Here is a 17,765-nt window from a genome sequence, read left to right as displayed (position 1 = left end):
ACACCGCCCCGCCAACCAAACAGAAACCCAGAGCCGACGCTCTTGCAGTTGCAGTTGAAGTTGAATCGGCGGGCGGCGGGCTGCAAGCCCGCCACCCACACACAACTTCAACAGCAGCGCCCGCCATTGCGGCCGCCATATCGCGCTTCCTGCCGCTCGCGGAAGAACGTCTTGTAGTCCATCGGCTCCTGGTCCGGATGCTTTTCCAGCATGTGCCGGACGTAGTTGTCGTAATCAGGAATCCCACAGCACAGCCGAGCGGTCTGCACCAGGCGCCGCCAGATGCGGCGGTGCGCCTGGTACTGGCCGGCGGGAACCAGTTGCGTGCTCATCACAGATCCACCATTTCATGCGGCTTCAGCGCCACGTACGGGGTCTCGCGGTCGCTGCGCTGCGGGTTGCGGCGGGCGGCCAGGATGGTCTTGATCGAATACACCAGCACCGCGCCCACCACCAGCAGGAACAGCGCGGTCAGCCCGGTATTGACGTAGGCGTTGACCACGATCTGCTTCATCTGCGCCACCGACTTGGCCGGCGCGGTGATGGTGTCGCTGGCAAGCGCCGCCTGGAACTTGTGCGCCTGTGCCAGGAAGCCCTGCGCCGGATTGCTGTCGAAGATCTTGATGAAGCCGGCGTAGGTGGTGCAGATCAGCAGCCACACCGCCGGAACCGCAGTGACCCATGCGTAGCGGTCACGCTTCATCTTGAACAGCACCACCGTGCCCAGCATCAGCGCGATGCCGGCCAGCATCTGGTTGGAAATGCCGAACAGCGGCCACAGCGTCTGGATGCCCCCGAACGGATCGACCACGCCGGTGTACAGCAGATATCCCCACAGCGCCACGCAGCCGGCGGTGCCGATGATGTTGGCGGTCCACGACTCGGTCTTCTTCAACGCTGGCACGAAGTTGCCCAGCAGGTCCTGCAGCATGAAGCGCCCGGCACGGGTGCCGGCGTCCACCGCGGTCAGGATGAACAACGCTTCGAACAGGATCGCGAAGTGGTACCAGAACGCCATCATAGCGTCGCTGCTGCTTGGTATCGCCTGGTGCAGGATCTGTGCGATGCCCACCGCCAGCGTGGGTGCGCCACCGGCGCGGTGCAGGATGGTCGGCTCGCCGATCGCTGCTGCCGTGGCGGTCAGCTGTTCCGGGGTGATGGTGAAGCCCCAGGTATTGGTGATGTAGTGCGCGGCCGACGCCACATCCGGGCCGATCACCGCCGCCGGGCTGTTCATCGCGAAGTAGATGCCCGGATCGATGATCGAAGCCGCCACCAGCGCCATCACCGCCACGAACGATTCCATCAGCATGCCGCCGTAGCCGATGTAGCGCATGTGCGCTTCATTGGCCAGCAGTTTCGGCGTGGTGCCGGAGGAAATCAGGGCATGGAAGCCGGAGACCGCACCGCAGGCGATGGTGATGAACAGGAACGGGAACATGCCGCCCTTCCACACCGGGCCATCGCCGCTGGCGGCGAACTGGGTCAGCGCCGGCATCTTCAGTTCCGGCATCACCACCAGAATGCCGATGGCCAGCGCGATGATCGTACCGATCTTGAGGAAGGTCGACAGGTAGTCACGCGGTGCCAGCAGCAGCCACACTGGCAGTACCGAAGCGACGAAACCATAGCCGATCAGCATCCAGGTGATCTGGGTGCCGGTGAAGGTGAACGCCGGGCCCCAGGTCGGGTCGGCCGCGACCTTGCCGCCGAACCAGATCGCGGCCAGCAGCAGGATCAGGCCAACGATCGAGATCTCGCCGATCTTGCCGGGGCGGATGTAGCGCATGTACACGCCCATCAGGATCGCGATGGGCATCGTTGCGATCACCGTGAACATGCCCCAGGGGCTCTCGGCCAGTGCCTTGACCACCACCATCGCCAGCACGGCCAGGATGATGATCATGATCAGGAAGGCACCGAACAGGGCGATGGTGCCGGGCACCTGGCCCATCTCCTCGCGCACCAGGTCACCCAGCGAGCGTCCGTTGCGGCGGCTGGACAGGAACAGGACCATGAAGTCCTGCACCGCGCCGGCCAGCACGACGCCCACCACCAGCCACAGCAGGCCGGGCAGGTAGCCCATCTGCGCGGCCAGCACCGGGCCGACCAGCGGGCCGGCGCCGGCGATGGCGGCGAAGTGGTGGCCGAACAGCACGTGCTTGTTGGTCGGCACGTAGTCCAGGCCATCGTTGTTGATCACCGCCGGAGTGGCCCGGGTTGGATCGAGCTGCATCACCTTGTTGGCGATGAACAGGCTGTAGAAGCGATAGGCGACGAGGTACAGCGACACCGCCGCGACGACGATCCACAGGGCATTGATGTGTTCGCCGCGACGCAGCGCCACGGTGCCCAGACAGAACGCGCCGAGCAGGGCGAGTACCGCCCAGCCCAGTTTGGAAAACCCTTTCATGAGGTGCTCTCTCCCGGAAAGACAGACAAAGAGTCCTGCTTGCCCTCGACACGGTCAATTGGCACAGGACGAATCTGCGGTAGTACTTTGGTCGTACGAAGGGAATGCTGACGTGCAGCGAACATCAGCGATGGAACAATCGGTTGCGGAGCCGTCCATTGGCGTACGGCCGTGTGGCGTCCATCTTCAGGGGCATCCATCCAACAGGAGTCGCCATGAGCTTTCCCGAACCGGTCCGCGTACTGCGCACCATCCGTGGCATGCCCACCTCCGATGGTGCCGGCGTGCGCCTGACCCGCGTCATCGGCGGCCCGACGCTGCCCGACCTGGATCCGTTCCTGCTGCTCGATGAATTCGGCACCGACCGCGCCGAGGACTACATCGCAGGTTTCCCGGAGCATCCGCACCGTGGTTTCGAGACGGTGACCTACATGCTCGACGGGCGCATGCGGCACCGCGACAACCACGGCAACGAAGGCCTGCTGACCCCGGGCAGCGTGCAGTGGATGACGGCGGGGCGCGGCCTGGTGCATTCGGAGATGCCTGAACAGGAAAGCGGGCAGATGCGCGGTTTCCAGCTGTGGGTGAATCTGCCGGCGAAGGACAAGATGACCGACCCGAAGTACCAGGAGTTCGCGCCCGAGCGCATTCCGCGGGTGCAGCCGGCCGCCGGCGTGGAGGTGAAGGTGATTGCCGGCAGCGTCGACGGTACCCGCGGGCCGATCGTGCAGCCGGCCACCGATCCGCTCTACCTGGACATCACGCTGGCGCCCGACCGCGCCTGGACCTACGCACTGCCGGAAGGGCACAACGCGTTTGCCTATGTATTCGAAGGTGCGATGACGGTGGGCGAGCAGGACGCCGCGCGTGACGTGGCGCGCCAGGAACTGGCGGTGCTGGGCGGTGGCGAGCAGCTGCACATCTCGGCCGGCCGCGATGGCGCGCGGTTGATCCTGGTGGCCGGTCGTCCGCTGCGCGAGCCGGTGATGCGGCACGGCCCGTTCGTGATGAACACGCGGCAGGAGCTGATGCAGGCCTTCGTCGATTTCCAGGAAGGCAGGTTCTGAGGTAGTGCCGGCCGCTGGCCGGCAGCCGCCTCGGACGAAGGCGGATCGGGGGGCCGGCCAGCGGCCGGCATTACCCGGTGATCGGGCCGCATTGCGGGGATGCTGCCAGGCAGTCATCCCCATCACGGTCAGCGCCCGGCGGCCACGGCCGACGGCGTCAGGCTCATGCCCTGCGCCAGCTGCTGCAGCGAGCCCAGTTCCTGCGGGCTGTCCGGATACAGCGAAATCTGCGCGTAACGCCCTTTGTCGAGCTTGACCACGCTGATCCGCCGCTCGGCATAGCCGGGCGGCTGCTGGCCGCCGAGGTCGGGCTGGTACCAGTAGAGTGATTCACCGCCGAAGCTGCCCTTTTCCTGGCGCAGCGAACGGTTCAGTGGAATGGACGGATCACGTGCACTGAGCATCAGGCTCAGCACTTCGCGGCCGTCGCCGGTGCTGGCGCGGCAGACCAGGAAATCGGCCTGCGCCTGCTGCTGCCATTGCAGGCCGCTGCTGGCGGGCAGCGAAGGACATTCGGTGGGAGCCTGCGCGGCGGCCTGGGCCACGGCGAACAGCAGGCTCGACAACACTACAGGCGCGAACTTCATGCATCCCCCAAGGTGGTGTGTCGTTTGGCGCCGCCCGATGGATGGGGGCGTTGGCATCCCATCCCCGGATGCCACCCCGCCCGGCATGTGCACGGACGGTCAACTCAACCTTAACGGAACGTGAGCGATCGCACAAATTGCGGTTACAAGCGTAACCATTGCGGCCGATGGTCGGCCGCAATGGTCCGCACAGGCCTCAGCGGTCGTTGCCGATCCACTTGTAGATGATGCCGCCGATCGCGCCGCCCAGCAGCGGGGCGACCCAGAACAGCCACAGCTGGCTGACCGCACCGCTGCCGGCGAAGAACGCCACGGCAGTGGAGCGGGCCGGGTTCACCGAGGTGTTGGTGACCGGGATGCTGATCAGGTGGATCAGGGTCAGCGAGAGGCCGATCGCCAGCGGCGCGAAGCCGGCCGGTGCCTTGCCATGGGTGGACCCCATGATCACGATCAGGAACACCGCAGTGAGCACCACTTCGCACAGGAAAGCGGCTGCCACGCTGTAGCCCCCGGGCGACAGCGCGCCGTAGCCGTTGCTGGCAAATGCACCGGCCTGGCTGCCATCAATGGCGAAGCCACTGGCACCGGAGGCGATCTGCAGCAGGATGAAGCCCGCCAGCAGGCCGCCGGCGACCTGGGCGATGATGTAGGGCACCAGGTCCTTGGCCGGGAAGCGGCCACCGGCCCACAGACCGACGCTGACCGCCGGATTGAAATGCGCGCCGGAGATGTGGCCGAACGCATAGGCGCCGGTCACCACAGTCAGGCCGAAGGCCAGCGCCACGCCGAGGAATCCGATACCCAGCGGATTGCCGTCACCGCCGAACTTGGCGGCCAGCACCGCGCTGCCGCAGCCACCCAGAACCAGCCAGAACGTGCCGAGGAACTCGGCGGACAAGCGTTTACCCATGCTCATGTGTTGCACTCCTTTGACGGTGAAAGTGTGATTTATGTCACATTTCAGTGATCAGCGGGTGACTGTAGCGTCAACGCCGGGTGCAGGGATACACCTTCGGATGTGTGCAACACGCGATGTTCAGTACTGCGGCAGCGGGATGAACTCCTTGTCGTCGCCGGGGATGGTGCCGAAGTGGCCGGCTTCCCAGTCGTGCTTGGCCTGCTCGATGCGCTCCTTCGAACTGGACACGAAGTTCCACCACAGGTGGCGCGGGCCATCCAGCGGTTCGCCGCCGAACAGCATCGCCTTCACCGGGGTCTTCGCGCGCAGGCGGCCGACGGCGCCTGCCTCGGGAATGATCAGGTGCTGGGCGGGCACGTCCACGCCATCCAGCTGCGCGTCGCCCTCGAGGATGTACAGCGCGCGCTCGCGGTGGCCATTGTCGATATCGATCTCCGCATCCGGGTCGAGGTCGATCGCCACGTTGAGCGTGTCGGCGAACACCTTCACTGGCGATTCCTCGCCGTAGGCGCGGCCGGCGATGACCCGCAGCCAGGCACCCTTGCGGCGCTGCTCGGGCAGGGTGGCAGCGGCATGGTGGTAGAACGCCGGCTCAATCTCTTCATGCGACTTCGGCAATGCGACCCAGGTCTGCATGCCGTGGATCGGGTTGTCGTGATCGCGGTCGGGCTGCGGTGTACGTTCGGAATGGGCAATGCCGCGGCCGGCAGTCATCCAGTTCACGTCGCCCGGGCGGATCACCTGGTCCGAGCCCAGCGTGTCGCGGTGGCCGATGGCGCCGGACCACAGATAGGTGACGGTGGCCAGGCCGATATGCGGGTGCGGGCGCACGTCGATGGCCGTACCGGGATGCATGAGTGCCGGGCCCATCTGGTCGACGAACACGAACGAGCCGATGCTGCGTGCCTGCAGGGTCGGGACGGCGCGACGGACTTCGAGTCCGCCGATGTCGTGCACGCGCGGGGCGATGATGGTGGTCATGCGGGCGTTCTCGCTGGCAGGGATCAGGTGGTCAGCATCGCATGCAGCTGTGACGGGGGCATGCCCCGTATGGGTAACAGGTTGTTCCGTAGAGTCGAGCTTGCTCGACTGGGGTTCCACCCAACGGCGCAGCCCCTCGTGGCTGGACGCGCAATGCGTATCTCGTGTTTGGCCGGGCGGGTGGGTTGCGCAGGACACGCCGTAAACCCCCCTCCGGGGTCCGGCCCAGCCGCTGGCGGCTGGGCGTTCGGGCGCTTGCGAAGCAGTGCTTCGCAAGCAAAGCGCCCTCACCCATGGGGGCTCGATGGCGCCATCCATGGCGCCAACGGTCCTGCGCAACCCACCCGCCCGGCCTCTGACAGTGTCCGTGGGCGTCCAGCCACGGAGAAGAAAAAAGAAAATCAAAATCAGAATCAAACGCCGGTCGCTTCGCTCAGGTGTCGACCAAGGTCGACACCCACCGGGTTCGTAGTTCACCAACCGTCACCGGGAAACTGTCAGGGGTAGGGCGGTGTGGGCAGGCAGGACCGTTGGCGCCATGGATGGCGCCATCGAGCCCCATGGATGGGTTTACGGCGTGTCCTGCCTGCCCACACCGCACTACCCACCTAACAGAAAAGCCAGAGCCGGCTGTTGCTCCGGCTCCGGCTCTGGCTCTGGCTCTGGCTCTGGCTCTGGCGTTGGGTTTTGATCCAGCGGGTGCCGGGCCGCAGGCCCGGCAGATCAACTCACACCACCGGTTCGCGCAGGGCCGGGTTGTCCCAGCCCGGGCGCGGGGCGAAACGATCGCCATGGCGCTGCTGCAACGCCTTCAGCCGCTCGACGATCGCATCAGCACCCACCGCACGGATGTGCTGGATCGGACCACCGCGGAACGGCGCGAACCCGGTGCCGAAGATCACGCCGGCATCCAGCAGGTCCGCGTCGGCCACCACGCCTTCGTGCAGGCAGGCCACTGCTTCGTTCAGCAGCGGCAGGATCAGGCGGTCCTCCAGATCGGCAGGTGCCTGGTAGTCGCTGGCTACGTCCGGCTTCTTCGGCTTGCCGTTCTCCCAGGTGTAGATGCCCTGGCCATCCTTCTTGCCGCGCTTGTCCGGTTCCACCGTCTGCAGCGCCGCCGGAATCTGCAGGCCCAGGAACGGCGCCAGCTCGCGGCCGACACCGGCGGCCACGTCCAGGCCGACGGTGTCGATCAGTTCGATCGGGCCCATCGGCATGCCGAACTTCACCGCGGCCTTGTCGATCACCGGGCCCGGAATGCCTTCGGCATACGCGGTGGCCGCTTCCAGCATGTACGGGAACAGCACGCGGTTGACCAGGAAGCCCGGGCTGCCGGCCACCGGCACCGGGAACTTGCCCAGCGCCTTGCAGAACGCGGCCAGGCGGCGTTCGGTCTCCGGCGCCATGCCGTCGTGATGGATGATTTCCACCAGCGGCATCTGCGCCACCGGGTTGAAGTAGTGCAGGCCGGCGAACTGCGCCGGGCGCTGGATGTGGTCACGCAGTTCCACCAGCGGAATCGACGAGGTGTTGGTGGTCAGCAGCGCGTCGTGCTTCATCTTCGGCTCCAGCGTCTGGTACAGCGCACGCTTGGCCTCCGGGTTCTCGATGATGGCCTCGATCACCAGATCGGCCTCGGCCACGCCGTTGCCTTCCAGGTCGGCACGCAGGCGCGCGGCCACCGCCGGGCGCTTGCTGTCGTCGCGCACCTTCTTGGCGAACAGCGCCTGTGCCCGCTCCATGGCCGGGTCGATGAAGCGCTGCTCGCGGTCCTGCAGGGTCACTTCGAAGCCCTTGTAGGCGGCCCACGCAGCGATGTCGCCGCCCATCACGCCGGCACCGACCACGTGCACATGGCGGATGCCGGAATCACCACCGCCCAGGCCCTTCAGGCGCTCGGTCAGGAAGAAGATGCGGATCAGGTTGCGCGCGGTCGGCGTGCTGGCCAGTTTCACCACGGCGCGGCGTTCGGCATCCAGGCGCGCCTGGATCGGCTTGCCGCCGCTGCGCTGCCAGGTGCTGATCAGCGCGTACGGCGCCGGGTACTGGTCCTTCTTGGCCTTGCGTGCGACCTGCTTGACCATCTGCGGCGCCAGCAGCGTGCGCGCCAGCCAGGTGTTGGTTGCCCACGCCGTCGCGCGCTGCTTGAACGGGCGGGTGGTGCCGGACAGGGCCAGCGCGACGGCGGTGTCGAGCACCACCGCCGGGGCCACCACCTTGTCGACCAGGCCGATCCCGCGCGCGGCCGAGGCTGACAGGGTACGGCCGGTCAGCATCATGTCCATCGCCGCCGGGGCGCCCACCAGCTGCGGCAGGCGCGCGCTGCCGCCCCAGCCCGGGAAGATGCCCAGCTGGGTTTCCGGCAGGCCGATGCGGGTGCTGCTGTCATTGGAGGCCACGCGGTAGCGGCAGGCCAGGGCCAGCTCGGTACCGCCGCCGAGGCAGTGGCCGTGGATGGCCGCCACGGTCGGGCAGGGCAGCTCGGCCAGCTTCTGGTAGGTGGCCTGGCCGCGGCGGATCGCATCGTTGACGGTGCCGCGGCGGTCGAATTCCTGGAATTCCTTCAGGTCCGCGCCGGCAATGAAGCCGGCCTTCTTCAGCGACTGGATCACCACGCCCTTCGGCGGGTCCAGCGCGATGCGCTCAAGCAGGTCGCCCAGTTCCAGCAGCACGTCCTGCGACATCGCGTTGACGCTGCTGTCCTGACGATCCAGGGAGAGAACCACCACGCCGTCGTCGCGGATCTCGGGGTGCCAGTGGCTGAAGCGGAGACCATCGAAGCCTGAGAGCATGGACGTTCCATCCGGTTGTGTATGGAGAAGCGGCTATGATCCAGAGGTTGTTTCCCCCGCGTCAAATCCCAATAGCAGGGGAGTGGCGACCCCGGATCCATGGCCGTGGACCGGGACGCTAACGGAACGGTGGTTAAAAGCTGGTGCGGCGCCAGGTGATCGGCGACTGAACTTTTCCCGGGATTGGCAGTCTCATTGCCCGACGTCGGTTGGGCTGACAGGAGTGCGGCCCCTCATGGCCGAGGTTGATACACCACAGGAGCTGGATCTGGAACTGGTCCGGCGTGTGCAGCGCGGTGAGAGCGCGGCGTTCGATGTCCTGGTACGCAAGTACCAGCATCGGGTCGTGGCCCTCGTCGGTCGCTACATCGCCGACTGGAGCGAATGTCAGGACGTCGCCCAGGACACTTTCATCCGTGCGTACCGCGCGATCGGAAGTTTCCGTGGTGATGCCCAGTTCTCAACCTGGTTGCATCGAATCGCCGTGAATACCGCCAAAAACTACCTGGCTTCACACAATCGGCGGCCGCCGACCGATGACATCGACATCGGCGACGCCGAACAGTTCGACAGCGGTACGCGCCTGCGCGATACCGACACGCCCGAACGCGAGTTGATGCGCCAGGAGCTGGAACAGACGGTGATGAAAGCCGTCAACGCGCTGCCGGAGGAACTCCGGTTGGCGATCACCCTGCGCGAGGTGGAAGGCCTGAGCTACGAGGATATCGCGCAGAAGATGGGGTGCCCGATCGGCACCGTGCGTTCACGGATCTTCCGGGCGCGCGAGGCGATCGACACCGAACTCCGGCCGCTGTTGGACATCGGCAGCGCCACCCGTGAGAAGAGCCGCGTATGACCAGCAATCTGACCAGCAATCCGTTCAACGAATCGCAGAACCATCAATCCCCTGCCGGGCAGCGCCTGGACCAGCGCCACCGCGAACAGCTGTCGGCCCTGGTCGACGGCGAGCTGGGCGCCGATGAAGCGCGCTTCCTGTTGCGCCGCATGGAGCATGATCCGGAGCTGGCGGGTTGCCAGGAACGCTGGCAACTGCTGGGCGACGTGATGCGCGGGCAGGCCCCGGCACTGGCCCCGGCCGGCTTCAGTGCCGCCGTGGCGGCTGCCATCGCGGCCGAACCGGCACCGCAGGCCGAGCCGCGCCGCCAGGCGCGTCGCAGCGGCTGGCGGGCCTGGGGCGGTGGTGCCGCACTGGCCGCCTCGGTCGCTGCCGTGGCCCTGTTCATGGGCGGCGAGAAGCTTCAGGAGACCGCCCCCGGCGAGCCGCTGGCACCGCAGGTGATCGCCAGCCAGGCTGAACTGGCGCCGGCGCCGAGCGGCCCGGCTGCGGTCACCGAGGCGTCGGTGGATACCGCTGCGATGGCTGTGGCGGCTGCACCGGCGGTGGCAATGGCCGCCGCCAGCCGCCGCCAGGACAGCCGTCGCGCCAGCGCGACCCGCAGCCAGCAGGCCGCGCGTGTCGCGCAGCGTGATGACAGCCCGCAGCGTGCGGTGGCCGCCGCGCAGGCGCCGCTGACCCCGACCGTGCCGGCCAACGCCAGCCGCAACCTGCCGTTTGGCGAGGTGGGAGCACTGCAGGCGCGACCGTGGCCCCGCTCCAGCCTGGCCCCCGCTGCCGGTGGCGCGCTCAATGCCAGCTTCCCGGTCCACGCCGGTGGTGCTGCGTTCTACCCGTTCGAGCCGCGCCTGCAGGATGACCTGCCGGTGCCGCCGCGCCCGCGCGACTGAGCCGGGCGCTTTCACGCCCCGCCGTCGGCGGGGCCCGTATTCCTCTTTCCACCCGATCCGGAGGTTGCCGTCCGATGACTCCCCGACTCCGCACGCAGGCCATCGGCCTGCTGGCCCTGACCCTTCCCTTGATGGCCTGCGCCCAGGCGCCGGCGCCTGCGGCGCAGACCCAGCCCGCGCCGGCTGCGGCGCCGCGGGCGCCCGCGCAGCCGCTGGTCACCGGCCTACCTGACTTCACCCACCTGGTCGAACAGGTCGGGCCGGGCGTGGTCAACGTCGACACCACCATCGTGCGCAACAACCGCCAGGCCTCGCGGGGCCCGATGGGCGGCGACGATGACATGCCCGAGTTCTTCCGCCGCTTCTTCGGTCCGGACTTCCCGATGCCGGGGCAGGGCCCGGGTGGCCAGGATGGCGGCCCCAGCATCAAGGGCCGCGGCATGGGCTCGGGTTTCATCATCTCGCCCGACGGTTATGTGCTGACCAACTACCACGTGGTGGCCGATGCCAGCGAGGTGAAGGTGAAGCTGGGTGACAGCCGCGAGTTCAACGCCAAGGTGGTGGGCAGCGACCAGCAGTACGACGTGGCCCTGCTGAAGATCGACGGCAAGAACCTGCCGACCGTGCGCGTGGGGGATTCCAACACCCTGAAGCCGGGCCAGTGGGTTGTCGCGATCGGCTCGCCGTTCGGTCTCGATCACTCGGTCACCGCGGGCATCGTCAGTGCGCTGGGCCGCAGCACCGGTGGCGCCGACCAGCGCTACGTGCCGTTCATCCAGACCGACGTGGCGATCAACCAGGGCAACTCCGGCGGCCCGCTGCTGAACACCCGCGGTGAAGTGGTCGGCATCAACTCGCAGATCTTCTCCGCCTCGGGCGGCTACATGGGCATCAGCTTCGCGATCCCGATCGACCTGGCGATGAGCGCGGTCGAGCAGATCAAGAAGAGTGGCAAGGTCACCCGTGGCCAGCTGGGTGCGGTGGTCGAACCGATCGATTCGCTGAAGGCCCAGGGCCTGGGCCTGCCGGACAGCCGCGGTGCGCTGGTCAACCAGATCGTGGCCGGCAGTGCAGCCGAAAAGGCCGGCGTGCAGATCGGCGACGTGGTGCGCTCGGTCAACGGCAGCCCGGTCAACAGCTGGTCGGACCTGCCACCGCTGATCGGTGCGATGGCACCGGGCAGCCGGGTCACCCTGGGCGTGATCCGCGATGGCAAGCCGCGCGACCTCAGCGCAACGCTGACCGCACTCAGTGAAGATGGCCAGGGCAATGCCCGCGCGGCGGCCACGGCCAAGCCCGATGCGGCGCCGCAGGCCGGGGCCAATGCCCTGCTGGGCCTGGACGTCAGCGACCTGACCGCGCCGCAGCGCAAGCAGTTCGGCCTGGACGGCAACGAGGGCGTGCGCATCACCGGGGTCAAGGGCCAGGCGGCGCGTGATGCCGGCCTGTCTCCGGGCATGGTGATCCTGCAGGTCGGGCGCACCCCGGTTGGCAGCGTGGATGGCCTCAACCGCGCGCTGTCCAACTACAAGAAGGACGATGTGGTGATGCTGCTGGTGCGTACCGGCAACGGCAACAGCGCGTTCGTGGCGGTGAAGGCCGGCCAGTAAGGCCTGCCCGGGCCGCTGCGGCGGCGGCCATCTGCCCCGAAGCCCCGCCCCGGCGGGGCTTCGGCCGTTCCAGGCCGGCCCGACGAGGCGGTTTTCGCGGCGAGGCGCCGGGCATGCGATAATCGACCGTTACCCTGACGACGCCGCGCGCCGCCGCCACCTATGTCTTCTGATTCGATGCGGAACATCCGCAACTTCTCCATCATTGCCCATGTCGACCACGGCAAGTCCACGCTGGCCGACCGCATCATCCAGCTCTGCGGTGGCCTGCAGGCCCGTGAGATGGAAGCGCAGGTGCTCGACTCCAACCCGATCGAGCGCGAGCGTGGCATCACGATCAAGGCGCAGTCGGTGTCGCTGCCGTACCTGGCCAAGGACGGGCAGACCTACCACCTGAACTTCATCGATACCCCGGGCCACGTCGACTTCTCCTATGAAGTCAGCCGCTCGCTGGCCGCCTGCGAGGGCGCGCTGCTGGTCGTCGATGCCGCCCAGGGCGTGGAAGCGCAGTCGGTGGCCAACTGCTACACCGCGGTCGAGCAGGGTCTGGAAGTGGTGCCGGTGATCAACAAGATCGACCTGCCCACCGCCGACATCGAGCGCGCCAAGGCCGAAATCGAGGCCGTGATCGGCATCGACGCCTCTGACGCCGTGCCGGTCAGCGCCAAGACCGGCCTGAACGTGCAGGACGTGCTGGAAGCGATCGTGCACCGCATCCCGCCGCCGGCGCCGCGCGACACCGAGAAGCTGCAGGCGCTGATCATCGACTCGTGGTTCGACAACTACCTGGGCGTGGTCTCGCTGGTGCGCGTGATGCAGGGCGAGATCAAGCCCGGTGACAAGCTGCAGGTGATGTCCACCGGCCGCAACCACCAGGTCGACAACGTCGGCGTGTTCACGCCGAAGCGCAAGGTGCTGCCGGCGCTGCGTGCCGGTGAAGTGGGCTGGGTCACCGCCAGCATCAAGGACGTGCACGGCGCGCCGGTCGGCGACACCCTGACCCTGGCCGGCGACCCGGCACCGAAGCCGCTGCCGGGCTTCCAGGAAATGCAGCCGCGCGTGTTCGCCGGTCTGTTCCCGGTGGACGCCGAGGATTACCCGGACCTGCGCGAAGCGCTGGACAAGCTGCGCCTGAACGATGCCGCGCTGCGTTTCGAGCCGGAAAGCTCCGAGGCGATGGGCTTCGGTTTCCGCTGCGGCTTCCTCGGCATGCTGCACATGGAGATCGTGCAGGAGCGCCTGGAGCGCGAATACAACCTGGACCTGATCAGCACCGCGCCGACGGTGGTGTATGAGGTGCTGAAGACCGATGGCTCGATCATCAACATGGACAACCCGGCCAAGCTGCCGCCGGTGAACCAGGTCGAGGAGATCCGCGAGCCGATCATCCGTGCCAACGTGCTCACCCCCGAGGAGTACATCGGCAACATCATCAAGCTGTGCGAAGAAAAGCGCGGCAGCCAGATCGGCATCAACTACCTGGGCAGCCAGGTGCAGATCAGCTACGAGCTGCCGATGGCCGAAGTGGTGCTGGACTTCTTCGACAAGCTGAAGTCGGTCAGCCGTGGCTATGCCTCGCTGGACTACCACTTCGTGCGTTTCGACGCCGGCCCGTTCGTGCGTGTGGATGTGCTGATCAACGGCGACAAGGTCGATGCATTGTCGCTGATCGTGCACCGCAGCCATGCCGATCGCCGTGGCCGCGAGCTGTGCGAGAAGATGAAGGACCTGATCCCGCGCCAGATGTTCGACGTGGCCATCCAGGCCGCGGTCGGCTCGCAGATCATCGCCCGTACCACGGTCAAGGCCATGCGCAAGAACGTGCTGGCCAAGTGCTATGGTGGCGACGTTTCGCGCAAGAAGAAGCTTCTGGAAAAGCAGAAGGAAGGCAAGAAGCGCATGAAGCAGGTCGGCCGCGTGGAAATCCCGCAGGAAGCGTTCCTGGCCGTGCTGCAGATGGACAACAAGTAAGCCCGCACCGGCCCCTGCGGGCCGGTCGTCTGGTGACGTTGCAAAGGACCCTGAATGAAACTGTTTGAGATCCTCCTGGTCGTGCTGACCCTGGCCTCGGGCCTGATCCTGCTCGCGGACAAGCTGTACCTCGCCAAGCGCCGCGCCCAGCGCGCGGGCCTGCTCGATTCCGAGCCGGTGCTGGTGGACTACTCGCGTGCGTTCTTCCCGGTGCTGGCGATCGTGCTGATCGTGCGCAGCTTCATCGCCGAGCCGTACAAGATCCCGTCCAGCTCGATGATGCCGAACCTGCTGATCGGCGACTTCATCCTGGTCAACAAGTTCTCCTACGGCCTGCGCCTGCCGATCAGCAACACCAAGATCGTGCCGTTCGGCGAGCCGTCGCGTGGCGACGTGGTGGTGTTCCACTTCCCCGGCCACAGCGACAACGACCCGGCCAAGGGCGAGAACTTCATCAAGCGCGTGATCGGCGTGCCGGGTGACACCATCGTCTTCGAGGGCGACGGCGTGATCCTCAACGGCGAGCCGCTGAAGTACGACAACAAGGGCATCTATGCCGGCCACAAGGGCCAGGGCGAGGGCGCCAACCTGCTGGTCGAGCACCTGCCGGGCCGCACCCACACCGTGCTGGAGACCGACTATCCGCGTGGCCAGGGCCAGTGGACCGTGCCGGCCGGCAAGTACCTGGTGATGGGCGACAACCGTGACAACAGCGATGACGGCCGTTTCTGGGGCCTGCTGCCGGAGGAAAACCTGCGCGGCAAGGCATTCCTGATCTGGCTGAACTGCCAGGGTTGGTTCTGCAAGGATGGCTTCGAGCCGTCGCGGATCGGCTCGAGCATCAACTGATCGGGCATCACCTGAGTATTTTCACATCCAACGCGTATCTGGGGAGAACGCAATGAAGACGATGAACACGCAGCGCGGCATGACCCTGACCTCGTTCCTGACGGTCCTGATCGTGGTTGGCTTCTTCCTCTACATCGGCATGAAGCTGTTCCCGATGTACCAGGAGTACTACGCGGTGCGCTCGGCGATGAAGAGCCTGGCCAACGAGCCGGGCGTGGGCAACATGGAACCGGCCCGCATCCAGGACCTGTTCTTCAAGCGCCTGTACATCAACTACTCGGACAACGTGAAGCCGGCCAATGTGAAGTTCGATCGTCGCGACAACGGCTGGACCCTCAAGGTCAACTACGAAGTGCGTCGTCCGCTGATCGGCAACCTCGATGTGGTTGGCAATTTTGATTCTTCCCAGGACCTGACACGAAGCGGTGCCCAGTAAATTCATCCAACGTAGCGACCTGATCGGTCATCCCTTCCGCGATGCGGCCCTGCTCAAGCAGGCGCTGACCCATCGCAGTGCGGGTGCGCCGCACAACGAGCGCCTGGAGTTCCTCGGCGACAGCATCGTCAACATGATGGCGGCCGAGGCGTTGTACCGGCGCTGGCCGAAGGCCGACGAAGGCGCGATGACCCGTGCCCGCGCCGAGCTGGTGCGTGAAGGCGCGCTGGCGGTGATCGGGCGCAGCCTGGAACTGGGCGAGCGGCTGACGCTGGGCCCTGGCGAAATGAAGTCCGGCGGTCATCGCCGCGACTCGATCCTGGCCGACGCGGTGGAAGCCGTGGTGGCCGCGATCTACCTGGATGCCGGTTTCGAGGCCTGCCGGGCGGTGGTACTGCCCTGGTTCAGCGCGTCGATCGAGGCACTGCCGGCCTCCGGCCGGCCCGAGAAGGACCCCAAGACCCGCCTGCAGGAATGGCTGCAGGCCCGACAGAAGGCGTTGCCGCAGTACGAGCTGGTGTCAGAATCCGGTGACGATCACGCCAAACACTTCCGGGTACGCTGCAACGTAGCTGACCCGGCCGCCAGCACCGAGGGCGAAGGCGCCTCGCGGCGGCTTGCCGAACAACAGGCGGCTGCGGCCGTCCTAGAACAACTGGATTCCAAGTGAGCGAACAAACTCCCCATCATTGCGGCAGCGTGGCCGTCATCGGCCGCCCGAACGTGGGCAAGTCGACCCTGACCAATGCCCTGGTCGGCGCCAAGGTCAGCATCGTCTCCAACCGCCCGCAGACCACGCGTCATCGCCTGCTGGGCATCGCCACGTATCCGGAAGGCCAGCTGGTGCTGGTCGACACCCCCGGCCTGCACAAGGTGCAGAAGCGGGCGATGAACCGGGTGATGAACCGCGCCGCGCGTGGCTCGCTGGAAGGCGTCGACGCCGGCCTGCTGGTGATCGAAGCCGGCCGCTGGGACGAAGAAGACAGCCTGGCCTTCAACGTGCTGCGCGATGCCGGCATCCCGGTGGTGCTGGTGGTCAACAAGATCGATCGCCTGAAGGAAAAGGGCGCGCTGCTGCCGTTCCTGCAGCAGGTGACCGAAGGCCGCGATTTTGCCGCCGTGCACCCGATTTCCGCGCAGAAGCGCAATGGCCTGGAAGCGCTGGTGCGCGACGTGCTGAAGCTGCTGCCGGAAGCCCCGCCGATGTTCGGCGAGGACGAGATCACCGACCGCAGCCAGCGTTTCCTGGCCGGCGAACTGGTGCGCGAGCAGTTGATGCGCCAGCTCGGCGAAGAACTGCCGTACGCCACCACGGTGGAGATCGAGCGCTTCACCGAAGACGGCAACCTGCTGCGCATCGGTGCGGTGATCTGGGTCGAGCGCGAAGGCCAGAAGGCCATCGTGATCGGCAAGGGTGGTGCGCGCCTGAAGGAGATCGGTGCCAAGTCCCGCCTGCAGATGGAGCGCCTGTTCGGGGCCAAGGTGTTCCTGGAAACCTGGGTGCGCGTGCGTGAAGGCTGGTCCGATGACGAGGCCGCGCTGAAGGCCTTCGGCTACGAGTAAGCCGACCCGGTCGCTTCGATGATGATCGAGGACGACACCGGCTTCGTGCTGCATGCACGGGCCTATCGCGAGACCAGCCTGCTGGTCGAGGTGTTGAGCGCGCAGCATGGCCGCATCGGCCTGCTCGCGCGTGGTGTTTCAACGGCGAAGGGGCAGGTGCTGCGCGCCGCCCTGCAGCCGTTGCAGTGGATCCGTTTCAGCGCCCAGCAGCGCGGCGAGCTGGCGCAACTGCGCGCTGCCGAGGCGCTGGATGCTGCGCCGCGATTGGTCGGCCAGGCAATGCTGGCCGGTTTCTACCTGAGTGAACTGACCCTGCGCCTGGCCCCTCGCCAGGACCCGTTGCCGGAGCTGTACCTCGCCTACGGTGAGGCGCGCGCGCGGCTGGCGGTCGGTGCCGGCCTGGCCTGGACCCTGCGTCGTTTCGAACGCGAACTGCTGTCCGCGCTGGGCCTGGGTTTCGAACTGGACAGCGCCAGCGACGGCCAGCCGGTCGACCCGGCTGCGCGCTATGCGTTGGACCCGCAGGAAGGGCCGCAACGGCTGCTGAGCGAGCGTAGTGGCGAGCGCCAGGCGGCAGCCACGGGCTCGGCGCTGCTGGCACTCGCGGCCGATGAAGAGCCTGACGCGGCCGACCTGGCCAGCCTGCGGCTGCCGATGCGGCGGGTGCTGGCCCATCATCTGGGGCCGCGAGGCCTGAAGTCCTGGGAACTGCTCGAGCAGCTCGCCCCCAGGCGTTGAGGGGTGTCCGGCAGGGCTTGCAGCCCTGCACCCGCCGAATCAACGTCAACGTCAACTGCAAAAGCTGGCTATCCGTGGGTAGGCGGGGTGGGT

The 17,765-nt window shown here is 66.8% G+C and carries 16 protein-coding genes; 10 read left to right on the top strand and 6 right to left on the bottom strand.

Features of this window, described 5'->3' with window-relative positions; all coding sequences use genetic code 11:
* Positions 1-107: 107 nt before the first annotated feature.
* Together N5C18_RS15785 and N5C18_RS15780 are read right to left on the bottom strand one after the other, a co-directional pair.
* Positions 108-332: a CstA-like transporter-associated (seleno)protein gene (locus tag N5C18_RS15785; RefSeq protein WP_005410613.1), complete on the bottom strand. Its 225-nt coding sequence runs from the start codon at positions 330-332 to the stop codon at positions 108-110.
* Positions 332-2,413: a carbon starvation CstA family protein gene (locus tag N5C18_RS15780; protein ID WP_006462520.1), complete on the bottom strand. Its 2,082-nt coding sequence runs from the start codon at positions 2,411-2,413 to the stop codon at positions 332-334. Before N5C18_RS15780 ends, N5C18_RS15785 begins: the two co-directional genes overlap by 1 nt.
* Positions 2,414-2,628: 215 nt before the next feature.
* On the opposite strand from N5C18_RS15780, the gene N5C18_RS15775 reads away from it, so the two are divergent.
* Positions 2,629-3,480: a pirin family protein gene (locus N5C18_RS15775; protein ID WP_279945073.1), complete on the top strand. Its 852-nt coding sequence runs from the start codon at positions 2,629-2,631 to the stop codon at positions 3,478-3,480.
* Positions 3,481-3,608: 128 nt separating this feature from the next.
* Here N5C18_RS15775 and N5C18_RS15770 read toward each other — a convergent pair whose 3' ends face one another.
* The 4 genes from N5C18_RS15770 to N5C18_RS15755 form a co-directional block, all read right to left on the bottom strand.
* Entirely contained in the window at positions 3,609-4,067 is a 459-nt protein-coding gene (locus N5C18_RS15770) for a hypothetical protein (RefSeq protein ID WP_008266318.1), read from the bottom strand.
* Positions 4,068-4,263: 196 nt separating this feature from the next.
* Positions 4,264-4,983 (bottom strand): aquaporin Z, encoded by a 720-nt coding sequence (gene aqpZ / locus N5C18_RS15765; protein ID WP_053512093.1) that lies wholly within the window; start codon positions 4,981-4,983, stop codon positions 4,264-4,266.
* A gap of 120 nt (positions 4,984-5,103) precedes the next feature.
* Positions 5,104-5,967 (bottom strand): pirin family protein, encoded by an 864-nt coding sequence (locus N5C18_RS15760; protein WP_053512092.1) that lies wholly within the window; start codon positions 5,965-5,967, stop codon positions 5,104-5,106.
* 728 nt (positions 5,968-6,695) lie between these two features.
* A complete protein-coding gene (locus N5C18_RS15755; RefSeq protein WP_053511850.1) occupies positions 6,696-8,759 on the bottom strand; it encodes a 3-hydroxyacyl-CoA dehydrogenase NAD-binding domain-containing protein in 2,064 nt (687 codons plus the stop codon).
* 235 nt (positions 8,760-8,994) lie between these two features.
* Here N5C18_RS15755 and rpoE point away from each other — a divergent pair, with 235 nt between their 5' ends.
* From rpoE to recO, 9 genes are all read left to right on the top strand, one after another.
* Positions 8,995-9,615 (top strand): RNA polymerase sigma factor RpoE, encoded by a 621-nt coding sequence (gene rpoE, locus N5C18_RS15750; RefSeq protein ID WP_006462516.1) that lies wholly within the window; start codon positions 8,995-8,997, stop codon positions 9,613-9,615.
* Between the two features lie 8 nt (positions 9,616-9,623).
* The gene (locus N5C18_RS15745) at positions 9,624-10,505 is read left to right on the top strand and encodes an RseA family anti-sigma factor (RefSeq protein ID WP_345782068.1); all 882 of its coding nucleotides are present in this window, start codon (positions 9,624-9,626) and stop codon (positions 10,503-10,505) included.
* A 74-nt stretch (positions 10,506-10,579) separates the two neighbouring features.
* Positions 10,580-12,115, top strand: a complete 1,536-nt coding sequence (locus tag N5C18_RS15740) for a DegQ family serine endoprotease (RefSeq protein WP_279945067.1) — start codon at positions 10,580-10,582, stop codon at positions 12,113-12,115.
* Between the two features lie 177 nt (positions 12,116-12,292).
* Positions 12,293-14,086 carry a translation elongation factor 4 gene (gene lepA, locus N5C18_RS15735; RefSeq protein WP_279945351.1) on the top strand — a complete coding sequence of 598 codons (1,794 nt, stop codon included), beginning with the start codon at positions 12,293-12,295 and terminating at the stop codon, positions 14,084-14,086.
* Positions 14,087-14,140: 54 nt separating this feature from the next.
* A complete protein-coding gene (gene lepB, locus N5C18_RS15730) occupies positions 14,141-14,935 on the top strand; it encodes a signal peptidase I (RefSeq protein ID WP_006462474.1) in 795 nt (264 codons plus the stop codon).
* 52 nt (positions 14,936-14,987) lie between these two features.
* Positions 14,988-15,371, top strand: a complete 384-nt coding sequence (locus N5C18_RS15725; RefSeq protein ID WP_006462472.1) for a DUF4845 domain-containing protein — start codon at positions 14,988-14,990, stop codon at positions 15,369-15,371.
* Positions 15,361-16,041 carry a ribonuclease III gene (rnc, locus tag N5C18_RS15720; protein WP_053450480.1) on the top strand — a complete coding sequence of 227 codons (681 nt, stop codon included), beginning with the start codon at positions 15,361-15,363 and terminating at the stop codon, positions 16,039-16,041. The genes N5C18_RS15725 and rnc overlap by 11 nt, the downstream gene beginning before the upstream one ends.
* Positions 16,038-16,934 (top strand): GTPase Era, encoded by an 897-nt coding sequence (era, locus tag N5C18_RS15715; protein WP_005410599.1) that lies wholly within the window; start codon positions 16,038-16,040, stop codon positions 16,932-16,934. The genes rnc and era overlap by 4 nt, the downstream gene beginning before the upstream one ends.
* 18 nt (positions 16,935-16,952) lie before the next feature.
* A complete protein-coding gene (gene recO / locus N5C18_RS15710) occupies positions 16,953-17,672 on the top strand; it encodes a DNA repair protein RecO (RefSeq protein WP_279945065.1) in 720 nt (239 codons plus the stop codon).
* Positions 17,673-17,765 lie beyond the last annotated feature (93 nt).

Origin of the sequence: Stenotrophomonas sp. GD03930, from assembly GCF_029839665.1 — a bacterium.
In the GTDB taxonomy this organism is placed as follows: domain Bacteria; phylum Pseudomonadota; class Gammaproteobacteria; order Xanthomonadales; family Xanthomonadaceae; genus Stenotrophomonas; species Stenotrophomonas forensis.
The sequence above is the reverse complement of the archived record's forward strand: the minus strand, read 5'-3'. Positions and strand labels throughout refer to the sequence as shown.

Bases quoted from the DNA above. Each gene is read 5' to 3' on its own strand.
- N5C18_RS15785 (WP_005410613.1), bottom strand. From the start codon at position 332: ATGAGCACGCAACTGGTTCCCGCCGGCCAGTACCAGGCGCACCGCCGC.
- N5C18_RS15780 (WP_006462520.1), bottom strand. From the start codon at position 2,413: ATGAAAGGGTTTTCCAAACTGGGCTGGGCGGTACTCGCCCTGCTCGGC.
- N5C18_RS15775 (WP_279945073.1), top strand. From the start codon at position 2,629: ATGAGCTTTCCCGAACCGGTCCGCGTACTGCGCACCATCCGTGGCATG.
- N5C18_RS15770 (WP_008266318.1), bottom strand. From the start codon at position 4,067: ATGAAGTTCGCGCCTGTAGTGTTGTCGAGCCTGCTGTTCGCCGTGGCC.
- aqpZ (WP_053512093.1), bottom strand. From the start codon at position 4,983: ATGAGCATGGGTAAACGCTTGTCCGCCGAGTTCCTCGGCACGTTCTGG.
- N5C18_RS15760 (WP_053512092.1), bottom strand. From the start codon at position 5,967: ATGACCACCATCATCGCCCCGCGCGTGCACGACATCGGCGGACTCGAA.
- N5C18_RS15755 (WP_053511850.1), bottom strand. From the start codon at position 8,759: ATGCTCTCAGGCTTCGATGGTCTCCGCTTCAGCCACTGGCACCCCGAG.
- rpoE (WP_006462516.1), top strand. From the start codon at position 8,995: ATGGCCGAGGTTGATACACCACAGGAGCTGGATCTGGAACTGGTCCGG.
- N5C18_RS15740 (WP_279945067.1), top strand. From the start codon at position 10,580: ATGACTCCCCGACTCCGCACGCAGGCCATCGGCCTGCTGGCCCTGACC.
- lepA (WP_279945351.1), top strand. From the start codon at position 12,293: ATGCGGAACATCCGCAACTTCTCCATCATTGCCCATGTCGACCACGGC.
- lepB (WP_006462474.1), top strand. From the start codon at position 14,141: ATGAAACTGTTTGAGATCCTCCTGGTCGTGCTGACCCTGGCCTCGGGC.
- N5C18_RS15725 (WP_006462472.1), top strand. From the start codon at position 14,988: ATGAAGACGATGAACACGCAGCGCGGCATGACCCTGACCTCGTTCCTG.
- recO (WP_279945065.1), top strand. From the start codon at position 16,953: ATGATGATCGAGGACGACACCGGCTTCGTGCTGCATGCACGGGCCTAT.